This window comes from Thiosulfativibrio zosterae, assembly GCF_011398155.1.
In the GTDB taxonomy this organism is placed as follows: domain Bacteria; phylum Pseudomonadota; class Gammaproteobacteria; order Thiomicrospirales; family Thiomicrospiraceae; genus Thiosulfativibrio; species Thiosulfativibrio zosterae.
In genome coordinates this window covers 1,406,216-1,419,290 of sequence record NZ_AP021888.1, presented here as the reverse complement: position 1 = coordinate 1,419,290, position 13,075 = coordinate 1,406,216, and the positions used below count along the sequence as shown (strand labels likewise).

Sequence of the window (13,075 nt, the reverse complement as noted above, 5' to 3'; positions counted from 1 at the left end):
TTTATCCTTCAAAACAATTATAATTTAACATCAATAATAGATTAAACGGCATTCTACCTGAAAACCCATGACTGAAAAATTCGATATACAAGCCTTTTTAAAAAACCTAACCGAACGCCCTGGCGTTTACCAAATGTTTAATGAAGCCGACAAAATTATTTATGTCGGAAAAGCCAAAAACCTTAAGCGTCGTGTTTCGAGTTATTTTAATAAGCAACATACCGATATCAAGACTGAATCCATGGTTTCACAGGTGGCTCGTATCGAAACCATCGTCACAGATACCGAGAGTGAAGCCTTAATCTTAGAAAACACCCTCATCAAAAAACTCATGCCCAAATACAATATTTTGTTTAGGGATGATAAGTCTTACCCCTATATTTATGTTTCAACGCACAAAAAATATCCCGCACTCAGCTATCACCGTGGCGCTAAACGACGCCAAGGCGACTATTTTGGCCCCTTTCCTAATACTGCTGCCGTGCATCAAACTTTGCACAGTATGCAAAAGATTTTTCAGGTGCGCCAATGTGCTGACTCGGTATTCAATCATCGCTCACGCCCATGTTTGCAATATCAAATTAAACGCTGCTCTGGGCCCTGCGTAGCGGGCTTGGTGTCTGATGCGGATTATCAAGAAGATGTTAAAAATACCTTAAACTTTTTGGCCGGTAAAAGTTTTGAAGTGATTGAATCTTTAGGGCAAAAAATGCAAACCGCATCAGAAGCATTAGAGTTTGAGTTAGCCGCGGAGTTTCGCGACAAAATTGCCTCGATGCGCGCTATCCAAAATCAGCACTTAATTAATCAACCAACTGATCAAGATATTGATGTTATCGCTTTAGCAACCGAAGCCAACCAAACTTGTCTTACTTTAATGATGTATCGCGGTGGGCATTTATGGGGAAGTCAAAACAGCTTTCCAAAGATTGAACACAATTCAAGTGAATCAGAAATCATCACGGCTTTTATCACGCATCATTATTTTGAGCACCCCATTCCCTCTCAAATATTGGTTAAAACCGACTTAGAAGACCAGGCCTGGTTAAAAAAGTGGCTTTCTGACAAGCAAAATCGTGATGTAAAACTGCAAGTTGCCAAGCAAACTGGGCAAAAGCAATTGGTTCAATTGGCAGTTACCAATGCCTTGTCTGGACTCAAGCAACATCTCAATCAAAAAGCCTCACAACAATCGCGCGTCGACGCTTTAAAAGAAGTGTTGATGTTGGCAAAAGCACCCAATTATATGGAGTGTTTTGACATCAGCCACACCCAAGGCAATCAAACTGTTGCCAGCTGTGTGGTGTTTAATCAAGGTGTCCCCGATACCAATCGTTATCGAAAATTTAATATCGAGGGGATTACGGGGGGCGACGATTACGCCGCGATGCATCAAGTTTTGAGTCGTCGTTATGCCAAACTCAAAACTCAAAATGCGGAACTTCCCGATTTAATTGTGGTGGATGGCGGTAAAGGTCAGCTAACCCAAGCCATCGAGGTATTAAAATCCTTAGACTTAGAACACCTGCCGCTGGTTTCGGTGGCCAAAGGCGAAGGTCGAAAAGCGGGGTTAGAAATTCTGTATACACCCTATAACGAGGAAGGCATTGACCTAGAAGCGGATGATATAGCGCTTCATTTAATTAATCATATTCGGGATGAGGCGCACCGCTTTGCCATTACCAGTCATCGTTCTAGAAGACAAAAAGCCCAAACCCATTCGCAAATTGAAGATATTCCAGGCGTGGGTCCCAAAACACGCAAAAAATTACTAACGCATTTTGGCGGGCTGGCTGAAGTAAAAAATGCCGCCGTTTCAGAGCTCGCTAAAGTTCCAGGAATCAGTCAAAGCATTGCCGAAAAAGTTTATGACTTCTTTCATGGTGAAATATAAATCTCAAGACTTAACGCCTTGTTAAGCAATTATGATAATATTCAACAAATTAATCGCTGTTTAAAATTTAAGATATTAAAGCCTGTTGTATGAACCTAAAATCCCTACCCATGCTCATGACTTGGTCACGAGTTTTTCTAATACCCGTTTTTATCATTTGTTACTATGCGCCCATCGAAGATGCGCGTTTTTGGGCAGGCTTAGCCTTTATGATTGCGGCCATCACCGATTGGTTTGATGGCTATCTTGCCAGAAAGCTCGGTGTGAGCTCTAAACTAGGTGCTTTTTTAGACCCAGTCGCCGACAAGCTGATTGTCAGTGCCGCTTTAATTGTGGTGGCTGCTGAATATCATGACAACCTGTGGGTCATTCTATCTGCCATTATTATCATGATGCGTGAAATAGGCATTTCAGCACTCAGAGAATGGATGGCAGAAAACAATGCCCGCGAAGTGGTTGCTGTATCCAATCTAGGTAAAATAAAAACATCTTCACAACTGGCCGCTTTAACCTGGTTAATTTATGGTGGTGAGCTTTGGGGGATTGATTGGGGATATTTAGGCTTCCCAATGCTATATTTTGCAGCAACACTCACTTTAATCACTTGGGTTCAATACACTAAAGCAGCCCTACCTGTTATTATGAACAGCGACCCAAAAAACTGATAATTCATTAAAAACATCAGCTTAAAAACTAGCGGATTAAACCCCGCTATTTTTTTATCAAAAAATGACATTTTTATTAAAAAAAACCTTGTATTTTCCTTTGAGCCCCCTATAATACGCACACATTACGAAGCGGGAATAGCTCAGCGGTAGAGCACAACCTTGCCAAGGTTGGGGTCGCGAGTTCGATCCTCGTTTCCCGCTCCATTTTCGGCGGAATGGCAGAGTGGTTATGCAGCGGATTGCAAATCCGTGGATCTCGGTTCGATTCCGGGCTCCGCCTCCATCATTTCCTAAATGGTTTTATCGTAATTACAATTTGACACTACTCAGTTAATTTCTTTAACTGGACACCATGCCCGGGTGGCGAAATCGGTAGACGCAAGGGACTTAAAATCCCTCGGAGGAAACTCCGTGCCGGTTCGAGTCCGGCCCCGGGCACCATTTTAACTCGTTGATTTGATTGAATAATTTTTGTTTTTTGGGTTCGACTTAAAACTTAACATAATTCTAGTCAAAACATCAATGTGTAATTTCATGCGTAATTGTTGTTTTTGACTCCGTTTTCGGGAGTTACAAAATGTCGATTTCTAAATATCAAACTAAAAACTCTACTCGTTATCGCGTCAATAAAATGATTGATGGTGAACGCTACTCTAAATCTTTTCCTACGCTTCAAGAAGCAAACGATTGGTTAAGTCTTATCAATCACGCAAATACCCAAACAACACTTGGCAAAATTGCAAAAGCTGAGCTTACACAGATTGACGAACTTAAAATTCGAGCTAAAACACCTACTTATTTTCAGGTTGTTCAGGACTACCAGTCAGCAAACTTAGGCCTTAAATGTGACCACGCACAAAAGCAATTAGATTACTTTCTAGATTTTTGGGGGAATACTCCGATCAATGTAATAACTCGGATTATGGTCGAGAATGCACTTGATGATATCGCAGAGAGAAAGTCATTAGCTGGCCCCACAATAAATCGATATCAAGCTGCAATATCAAGCCTTTTCAAATGGGCGGCTCAACAACGCAAATATCGAGAACTACAACTTGTTAATCCAACCATCGGTATTGTTAGACGCAAGGAGTCTAAAGGTAGAGAAGTGTTTCTATCTAAACAACAACAAGCAGACTTATTAATTGCGTCTCAAAATGCTGGCTGGATTGGATTACCGGTATTATTAACATTACTCCTGACTACTGGTGCACGTAGAAACGAAATTGCTAAGTTGAAATGGGAAAATGTAGACCTTAAAAAAGGATTTGTCTTGCTTACAAACACTAAAAACGGTGATGACCATAAGATATTGATTAGTAGTGAAACTGTCAAAATGCTTAAAGCATTTAAGATGCAATCTCCTCTTTCAAATTGGGTTTTCCCAATACCTAACAACCCCAAAAAACCAATGGTAAACTTTGACTATTACTGGAAACGTGCAAAAGAAGCATCTGATATGCCGTCAAATTTAAGGATCCACGACCTACGACACACTACCGCCAGCACTATGCTTGAAGATGGGTTTTCATTGGAAGATATTAAGCAAACCCTTAATCACAAATCAGTCCAAATGACGAACCGTTATGCTCACCATGCTAAAATTGTTAGTACTGTTTTAAAACGAGATGTTAATTATTTGGCTGGATAATGATATGACATATGAAAATAAGAAAATTAGGCAACCACCTAAGTCTTTCAGTGCAAAAAAATATGATCTTTTTGGTATCGAACTAGATAGGCTCGCTAAACTTATTTGGGTTAGGCGGACCTTGTTTGAGTTAGTTTCTACAGATTTAGCGCGCTCTAAAGAGGCCATAAACGAACTCATCGACAACCCGCTTTCTATACCACCCTCCTTAATTCAAGTTCCAAAATATATATTGGAAATTGGCGCTTTGGATATGGGGAATGTAAAAAACGATCTTGAAAATGAGAGTTATATTGAAGTTGATGTTAGAAGCGTTAAAGAAAGCAACTTAACCATAGAGCTACATTCATTAGATGAATGGTTTGCAAATCCGAATGAAATCTATAATGACCCGCATTTAGAGATTGAAGCGAGCTTTTTTTCAATACAACACAATCCTTACGAGTGCTTTGTTAATGAAGTAAATGGCGAAAAATTTTCACCTGAAGATTTCTATTTAATTAAACGAAATGAATTAGATACCCCCCTTCCTGTTGACTTAGTTAATATAACAATTGATGTTACTGCAAGTGACCAACAAATTTTCTCAGAGTTGAAGCTTATTATTGATAGAAAAAGGCAGGCTAATAACTTGGTTGTTTATGGTGAGGCCAAAAAAAAACTAATCAAAATGTCAGATGTAATTAATTATTCATTATTAGCTTACCTAGATTTGAAGCTCTATGAGGCAGTAAATAAACCTAAACGTTTTGCTAGGAAAACTTTAGTTCATTATGCAGAGCTAGGTAAAGACAGAAACGAATCCGGATATACGAACACAATAGAACCTTTGCTCAATATCATAATGAGCATTGACCTTTCCAAGCCACCATCATTCATACTAAAGAGATAATTCAAGCCGCTTTTTAGCGGCTTTTTTGTGTCAATAAAAAAATCGTTAATTTTTTAAGATTTTTTCTTAACTCTACACATCAGCAATCAAATTTCAACTCCGCCATAATTTAAACCGAACCCAAAGAACAGACCATAACAGCAATAAACTGCCGGTATGGATTATTCAATTAATGCACAGGAGCTAAAACTAATGCAAATTCAAGTTAAGCCGATCGTAACGTTTGCTAAAGAGTTTGCGCCTCAGATAGGCGTTAAACCAGAAGCAATAAGAAGAATGATTGACCGTAACTTTTATGAGTTAAGGGACCAAGGAATCGTTTTTAACTCGAAAGGAAAGAGTCGTCTTGTTAACCCAGAAAGATTTTTTGAGTGGTATCTATCATGAAGTGAATAATCACTGATTTCCACTTTTTCCAATCCTGATTTTCGTTTCCGCAAAAAACGAAATCAGGGTTGGCCCCCATCGCCTAGGCGACTAGGGGTAATAAAAGCAGAAGCAAACCCACCAAAAAATTATAAAAAATTTCGGAGGTTCAAATATGACTTAACTAGCTTAACACTACTCAAGCCCTGTGCTGACGGGGGTTTAAACCGTTCGCAGCTTTAAAGTGTCACATATTACAAGTATGTGACATTCAATTTAAATGCCAATATAGGAGATTAGACTCATGGCAAAATTTATACAAGTTAATGATAGCACAGATATGAACATTATCAACTGGCAAGGCGTTCATTCTGCTGCTCGTTTTACGGTTATTACTTCCAATAACCCTTCAATACTTACCAAAAAAGTAGAGTTGGTTGATGACAAAATCGTCAAAACCCCAACTGCACAGCTTATTCATGGGCGAGCTGAGGTTAAGACTTTTAACAATTTAAGCGACTTTAAGGCAGTCCTTGTGTCGCTCAAAAGTCATCAAGCCCTAACCTATGGTATCCCCATAAATGGTGTTACGGATGCAACCGTTGTGACTTCATCTAGTTACAATAAGCTTGCTGATAAGACGGGTTACATTAGTCGTACTAATGAACACTTTGGATGGCCATGTGGTCCTGCAATTATGATGTTGGATTATGATCCTCAAGATGGTGCAGGTGCCTTAAGCAAAGACTATTTAATAGATCTGCTACGCTCTAACGTTCCAGGAGTTAAGGCGGTTGACCTTTTGTGGTGGGGGTCATCATCTTCTTTGATTTACAACAAGGATACGGATGAACAGCTCAGCGGTGTTAGTGGCCAGCGTATCTATATTATGGTTGCTGATGGCACTGACATTCCTCGTGCAGCTAAAGTGATTGAGCAAAGACTATGGCTTGCTGGACATGGTTATATCAAAATCACAACCGCTGGCACTATGCTTGAGCGTGTGCCGTTTGACATGACGGTATACCAGCCCAGTCGTTTAGATTTTGCTGCAGGAGCCCACTGCGTAGCCCCATTGGAGCAGCGACGCGGTGAGCCTGACTTCATTAAAGGTATGCAACCTTTACTCGATACTAGGGTCGCATTACCTGACCTTTCTGATGCTGAACTTCATCGTGTTAGTGACCTAATGACTAATGGTAAGTTATTGGCAAGATCTAAGGCAGATGCAATCCGTAAAGACTATATCGAAAATAAGCTTGCTGATGCTCAAGCATTTGATCCTAAAATCGATATTGAAGTAGTAAGAGCGGAAATTGAGAAGGCCTTAGATGGCGCTGATCTACCGGGTTACTGGCCAATTGTTGTGCGAATGTATGGTGAAATGCAGCCTACCACTGTTAATGACATCTTGTCTAACAAGGTTAAATATCATGGAGCGGTCTGCTTAGATCCGATTGAGCCTGACTACGATGGCGGTCGTACAGTTGGTAAAATCTACTCTAACCAACAATACCCGTCCATTCATTCTTTTGCTCGTGGCGAAAGAACCTTTAAGCTAGTCAACAAGCGTTTTACGGTGACCTATGCACCTAATCAGCTTGATGTTGGTGTCGAGCATACTTTAGTGATATTAAGCAAGGGCTCAGAGATATTTTGTCATGGCAATGATATGGTCATGTTAAACAATACGAGCATGGTGCCTGTTAATGAGCATTTATTGCAGCACTTCCTTGGGTTAAATTTTAACTATGAGGTGAATGGTAAGCCCATTAACCCCAGTAAAAATCTTGTTAAGAACATCATCGAAGTCGGCAAGCTCAATCGCTTGAAACATTTGAAGGCAATTACCGATCACCCTCTTATCAGAGGCGATCTGAAACCCATGCTAAAGCCCGGTTATGACAGTTCTACTGAAATTATGGGGGTATTTAACATGGATGACTTCCCTGATTTTGAGCGTAATATTGACGCGCAGCGCGCCTTGCATCACCTAAAAGTGATCTTTGAGCCCTTCCGTGAATTTCCGTTCGAATCAAACGCAGATCTTACGGTGGCTATTACTGCTATATTTAGTGTTGTACTTCGACCCATTCTTAAAACTTGCCCTGCTTTTGGCTTTGATGCACCGCTACAAGGTTCCGGCAAGACGCTACTGGCAACTGCATTATCTGTCATTGGCACCGGCGAAATTGTGAGCGCTATGGCACCACTGGATAGTCGAAAGGAGGATGAAGTCCGTAAACGATTGCTCAGTCTCCTAATAGCCGATCAACAGATTGCCATATTCGACAATATGGTTGGTGTATTTGACTCACCTTCTATGGCTTCGGTCATAACACAAGAAGGCTATTCAGATCGTGAACTGGGTATTAGTCACATGCAGGATACTATTAACAACTGCGTTTTTATCTTCACGGGTAATAACCTGCAGATGAATGGCGATATGAGTCGACGGGTTTTGATGTGTCGTATTAATCCTCAATCTGAACAACCGATTAATCGTACTTTTGATTTTGACCCGATTGAATTGGCTAGGGAAACTCGACCTAAAATCATTATGTCAGTGTTGGCATTAGTGCAATACTGGATAGATGCAGGTGCACCAGAAGAAAAAGGTCGCGCAGCTTCCTTTTCTAGCTGGGATAAGTTAGTCCGCCAGCCGATTGCATTCTTAGCAAGGACTTTACCCGAGTCTAAGTTGGTTGATCCTATGACGGTAATGCTCAAAAATGCGCAAGCTAATCCAGAGCTTGATGACCTTTTTGAGCTACTTTACAACTTAGCCAAGTTGTACCCTAACCAAGAACGTTTTAAAGCTGGTGAATTGCACAATAACATACGTCATGCCCGCAACGGCATGGCTGGCGAGACAGAGACCAATGTCTATGAAACCTTAACAGGGCTTGCAGGGCAACATGCTGCTCAAAGTGCCCGAAGCATTGGCAATCAACTCAGTTACCGAGTGGATCGCATTACTAAGGGGCTTGTCTTAAGAAGCACTAATGTCAGTGGCTCTAAAAGTTATTGGGTTGAGGTGTTAGATGCAAATCTTGCAACTCAAATTGCCTCTGCGCTTGCACGGGTTAAGCCAGGGCTTACAATCTCGCCCGTCGCTATGGGGTTTGATGCAGGTTCGAGCGAAGGAGGTGTTACTCTACCCCACTAAATAGTGGGGTCAAAGTGGGGTTGTTTTTGCATAACCCACCTAGCTGCAGGCCTTGTATTTAAAGGGCTGGAGCAGGTTAAAGTGGGTTAAGTGGGGTAAATTCTTATTCTGTGAAAAAAATAGTTTTTAAAATTATCAATTATCTTATAAGCAAATTCCACCCCACATAACCCACCTAACCCACATCGATACATCGACCAACTATCAAAAATTGTTGGTAAAAACTAAGGCCACTCAATCGTGGCCTTTTTTTGTTGTTCGGCATCACAGAAGTAAAGCAGTCTTAACCGGCACGCACTGCCGCCTCGTAGGTGAGCAGACTGGTGGCCAATCGCAAGCCTATTAAACGGCTGGCTATGCCTTTAGCTGAGCAGCTCTGTGGTAACCTTATTATTAGCCCAATGACTGGAAGCTAAGCCTGTTACTGCCTTACGCACACGCTCGAAGTTTTCCACACTGACATTGCCGCCATTTTCCATTTGACTGATTCTGGCCTTGCTGACCTTCATAATGGCTCCCAGATCCGCTTGAGTTAAGCCGTACTTGTGTCGTAGGTCTGCGATAGGATTGCCGCTGTAATTGGCTAACTGTATCGGCCAAAAACCGTGTTGTGATGCATTAGAAATACTGATGACCTGCGGGCAATTAGGGCCATGTAGCTCTAGGTCATAGTGGCATATTTCTATATCCGTGTTCAATTCGTGTTTGAAAGGCTCGCCTAAATGGTCTTTGTCGAATAGATAGATGTCGAGTTGGTCTTTGATGGGATCATACATAATGGTCATATTTTTTCCTTTTATGTGGATAGAGCCCGTTTACTTTTCCCAGCACCTTAATTGCAGCAATCTTTTCTTTTGCAGATTGTGCCTTGTCATAGGCTTCTAAGAGCATCACATTAAGAATTTTGCGACGTATTTTGTATAGGCTCATTTGGGTTAATTCTGTTTAATTTCAACAAGTTAATTATATCATAAACCACTTAAAATGTAATAATAACAACAACTTAACTTACTTGTAACTCTATTTTTATAGCTTAACATCTGCTGATATTTGGCGATCAAAAACAGTAAGATACTTATCTTTATTGATCTTACATATGGAGCAGACCATGGATACCCTTCCCTACCAAGAACGTTTAACCCAGTTACTGATAGAGAATTACACCTTGATAAAAGATGGCGGCATGCGTAAGAAGTCGGACCCTAAAATTGAGGGTTTTATGGAGGCTGGACTGGTCTTGAATGTGGTTAATAAAACGGATCTGCAAGCCATTATTAATAACGCGCATAAGCAAGTATTCGGCATTCCATTTAGTGAGCGAATTCGGCCTCAGAATGCGAATGATGAGCTGTTGGATATTCCGACTTGGATGCGTGATAACAAAGTTATGGATTAACTAACTTTAGATGTTGAGAGAAAAGTCCCTTTTTACTGTTTAGTCTATTAAATAGCTAGGACCTTTATTGTGATTTCATGTACTCCAGTCCCAGCATAAAATAGAATGCTTCTAAAGTCTTTCATCGTTGAATATTAAACTATTAATTGCTTTAATCTAAATAAACCTTTGAGGTTTAAATTGAATTATTTTTAATTAAACTGGAATATATTTCTTAAAATAACTCTCTAATTTCTTATCAAAGCAAAATACGTATGTTCCCTTAATACCTCTGTACATAATTGTTTTGTAAATATTTAGTATGTAATCATGTAGCTCGATTTCACTAGCACCTGCTTTACCTTTTTTGTCGAAGTAGTTTGAAGGTATGATTTCTATTTTTTGGGTATACTCATTGTACGTAATATCACTCCCAAAAATAATGCCCGCATAGTTTAGGTCATAGCCTTGCGTTGTATGAATACACCCCATCTCGCAAACATCTTTAGTAGAGTTTATCCAGTCTTCGTCTGTTCTATTCCAAAAAAATTCTATTCCATCAATGGTGATATCTGGTTGAGTTTTATCTTTTTTTGAAAGCCATTCCCATGAGTATCCTGAAATAGTACGACACAGGCCAAATATAGCTTCTTTTTGCTTTATCGCCTCTACAAATTCATGAATATTTTCAAATAATTTTACTTCGTAGTCGTCCGAAATCCACGGAATCAAGGACTCTGAATTGCTTAATAATTTATCAACAAACTCAATATAGTCAGAACCCCCTTGAACTCTCATTTGAGACTTGAGTTTGAATACAGTTGATTGATCTTTAATCTGATCAAATTTAACTTTTGGAACATCTGATGGTTTAATTGATTGTTTATCATCATAGAAAAAAACAATACTCCTTGACGATAAAACAACCCAATCTAATTCAGTCCCGTCTAACTTATCTAATCCAAACTCTATATTCGTAGTATCAAATGCACCGTAACCTACAAGATTTTTTCTTCTTTTAAGTCGATGAGATTCATCAACTATTAATAAGTCATATTTGTCCTTTAACTTAGTTACTTCGCTAGGGCCAATAACCATTTTGGGTGATAATCCATATATGCTCTTAAATACCCCTTTTAATGTTTTTCTTAATGACTTGACGGGCACAACTAGAGCAATTTTTGGGTTTTCTGGGTCTATAAAAAGAGAAAGCTTTGCTTTATTTGCAAGTTCTATTAATGAATTATTTTCAGAAGACTCTTTTAAATCATCCTTTTTTACATTATTCAAAAGTAATTTGATTAAATAGATTGCTAGGATAGTTTTACCTGTGCCAGCACTACCTTCAAAAAAGGCGGTTTGAGTCTTTCCCATAACGGTGAACTCTAAAAATGCCTTTAGAGAAAGGTATTGATCGTCTGAAAGCTTTTTATATGGAGAAAACTTGAACAAATCAGAGTTCTCGATATCTAGTAAATCTGTCTTGACTAAATTATTTAGCTTCAACCCACTCCAGATATTTTTAAAGACTTCGTGATACTGTTGCCTTTGATAATAATGGTGACCAGAAATTCCATCATTACCATTCAGAAGTTTATAAGTACCATCAGCTCCCATGTACTTTATTAAATTTGATTCAATATCCCACACGGCTGACTTATTAAAAAAATGGCTGAAAATCACTTTAATATTTTTCAAACCCTTTTTCTGCTCATTCCCTAAGTGCTGTTTGATCCTTAATGGAATATTTGTTGATTCTCCAACATATGCCAACCCTTCACTTTCAGAATAAATTATGTAGACAACTGGAAAGTTTACGTAAGTAGGATATTCGTAGGTTATTTGTTGGGACGTTAAAGAACTAAAAATGAAGGTTCTGTCTATAAATTCAAATGACATGACTAAAGCTCTGAGTACTTTTTACTGCAACTTTTAGACTTATCTATAGGGTATTTCTTGGCGTTCTTTGCCATTTTGTTAAAAACTGCTGTCTCGATATCTATATTTGCCTCATTCGCAATGAGTAACAAATAAATGAATATATCTGCGATTTCTTCAGAAATAGCCAATTCCTTTTCAGCGACTAAATTACTTAAGTCATCGTAGGAGGCCCATTGAAATATCTCCATTAATTCAGAGGCCTCAACGGAAAGTGCCATTGATAGGTTTTTAATTGTGTGAAATTTCTTCCAATCCCTATCGTCTCTGAAGCTGTTAATTTCAGATGTAATTTTCGATAAATCTAAATTTTTATTCATGAGTATCCCAGTTTTTTCACAAAACACTTAAAAAAGTTTCAAGATCTATAATTATTATTCTGATAGTATGTCGTGACAATATAAAAATTAGTCTTTATTTACAAATCTTCTCGCAAGGAATACCATCCCTGTCTCTATCAAGTGAACCCACTCCACACTGATTCAAATAAAAATATGCTTCAGAACAGGACGTCATTTGCCCACATGTTCTTTTCCCCTCACATTTTCTGCTTTGGCTTTGAACACTAGATTGGGTTGGGTAATTTTTGATTGGACTAGATGAGCTAGTAGTTCCTGTCGCCGAAGAACTCTTCTTATTGTGTCGCCATTCCCAAGGCGGTATTCTTTCTGGCTCAGGTAGCCCCCATAAACCTAAGCGTTCTGCTTTAGCTTGTTGCTCAAGCCCCCTTATTTGAGGATCCTTGCTGTACTTTGTGTACACCCATGCATGTCCTGAACGAACCATAGTTCCATTAATCCAAGACTCCCCTTTAAACAAGTCAGCAACCCTTCTCCCATAACGATCTGTTGTTTGTACTTCAGCGGTAATAATTTTTCCAAATATTAAGTCAGACAATGCCTGTTTTGATTTCTGCCCCCAAGGCTGATTCTTTTCAGGCGCATCTATTTCGGCTAGTCTTATTTTGACTTGGGTTTGATGGTCACCTTCTTTGACCAAAAGCTTTATAGTATCGCCGTCAGTGACACTAATAACTTTGCCGGTGAGGGTTTCCGCTTGAACTAATGAAACGCCGCAAAATAAGGCTAAAGTAATCATGATAATTGGTGAGAAAACATTCAT

At 39.3% G+C, this 13,075-nt stretch carries 11 protein-coding genes and 3 tRNA genes; 10 read left to right on the top strand and 4 right to left on the bottom strand.

Going from position 1 to position 13,075, the window contains the following annotated elements; genetic code table 11:
* Window positions 1–67: 67 nt before the first annotated feature.
* The 9 genes from uvrC (at window position 68) to THMIRH_RS06485 (ending at window position 8,640) form a co-directional block, all read left to right on the top strand.
* Window positions 68–1,894, top strand: coding sequence for an excinuclease ABC subunit UvrC (gene uvrC, locus THMIRH_RS06525; protein WP_173291325.1), 1,827 nt, complete (start codon window positions 68–70; stop codon window positions 1,892–1,894).
* 89 nt (window positions 1,895–1,983) lie between these two features.
* A complete protein-coding gene (gene pgsA, locus THMIRH_RS06520; RefSeq protein WP_243831396.1) occupies window positions 1,984–2,559 on the top strand; it encodes a CDP-diacylglycerol--glycerol-3-phosphate 3-phosphatidyltransferase in 576 nt (191 codons plus the stop codon).
* A 132-nt stretch (window positions 2,560–2,691) separates the two neighbouring features.
* Window positions 2,692–2,766 (top strand) — tRNA-Gly (locus tag THMIRH_RS06515).
* A 5-nt stretch (window positions 2,767–2,771) separates the two neighbouring features.
* A tRNA-Cys gene (locus tag THMIRH_RS06510) sits at window positions 2,772–2,845 on the top strand.
* 71 nt (window positions 2,846–2,916) lie between these two features.
* Window positions 2,917–3,003: transfer RNA gene (locus THMIRH_RS06505), tRNA-Leu, on the top strand.
* A 136-nt stretch (window positions 3,004–3,139) separates the two neighbouring features.
* A complete protein-coding gene (locus THMIRH_RS06500) occupies window positions 3,140–4,213 on the top strand; it encodes a tyrosine-type recombinase/integrase (protein ID WP_173291324.1) in 1,074 nt (357 codons plus the stop codon).
* A gap of 4 nt (window positions 4,214–4,217) precedes the next feature.
* Window positions 4,218–5,105 carry a DUF6387 family protein gene (locus THMIRH_RS06495; protein ID WP_173291323.1) on the top strand — a complete coding sequence of 296 codons (888 nt, stop codon included), beginning with the start codon at window positions 4,218–4,220 and terminating at the stop codon, window positions 5,103–5,105.
* 192 nt (window positions 5,106–5,297) lie between these two features.
* Window positions 5,298–5,492: a hypothetical protein gene (locus tag THMIRH_RS06490; protein ID WP_173291322.1), complete on the top strand. Its 195-nt coding sequence runs from the start codon at window positions 5,298–5,300 to the stop codon at window positions 5,490–5,492.
* Window positions 5,493–5,775: 283 nt separating this feature from the next.
* A complete protein-coding gene (locus tag THMIRH_RS06485) occupies window positions 5,776–8,640 on the top strand; it encodes a hypothetical protein (protein WP_173291321.1) in 2,865 nt (954 codons plus the stop codon).
* Window positions 8,641–9,002: 362 nt separating this feature from the next.
* Here the strand turns inward: THMIRH_RS06485 and THMIRH_RS06480 are convergent, their stop codons facing one another.
* Window positions 9,003–9,425: a helix-turn-helix domain-containing protein gene (locus tag THMIRH_RS06480; protein WP_173291320.1), complete on the bottom strand. Its 423-nt coding sequence runs from the start codon at window positions 9,423–9,425 to the stop codon at window positions 9,003–9,005.
* 323 nt (window positions 9,426–9,748) lie between these two features.
* Here THMIRH_RS06480 and THMIRH_RS06475 point away from each other — a divergent pair, with 323 nt between their 5' ends.
* A complete protein-coding gene (locus tag THMIRH_RS06475) occupies window positions 9,749–10,036 on the top strand; it encodes a hypothetical protein (RefSeq protein ID WP_173291319.1) in 288 nt (95 codons plus the stop codon).
* 195 nt (window positions 10,037–10,231) lie between these two features.
* Here the strand turns inward: THMIRH_RS06475 and THMIRH_RS06470 are convergent, their stop codons facing one another.
* From THMIRH_RS06470 to THMIRH_RS06460, 3 genes are all read right to left on the bottom strand, one after another.
* Window positions 10,232–11,914: a DUF2075 domain-containing protein gene (locus THMIRH_RS06470; RefSeq protein ID WP_173291318.1), complete on the bottom strand. Its 1,683-nt coding sequence runs from the start codon at window positions 11,912–11,914 to the stop codon at window positions 10,232–10,234.
* Between the two features lie 2 nt (window positions 11,915–11,916).
* Window positions 11,917–12,273, bottom strand: a complete 357-nt coding sequence (locus THMIRH_RS06465; protein WP_173291317.1) for a nucleotide pyrophosphohydrolase — start codon at window positions 12,271–12,273, stop codon at window positions 11,917–11,919.
* Between the two features lie 94 nt (window positions 12,274–12,367).
* The gene (locus tag THMIRH_RS06460) at window positions 12,368–13,075 is read right to left on the bottom strand and encodes a thermonuclease family protein (protein WP_198415270.1); all 708 of its coding nucleotides are present in this window, start codon (window positions 13,073–13,075) and stop codon (window positions 12,368–12,370) included.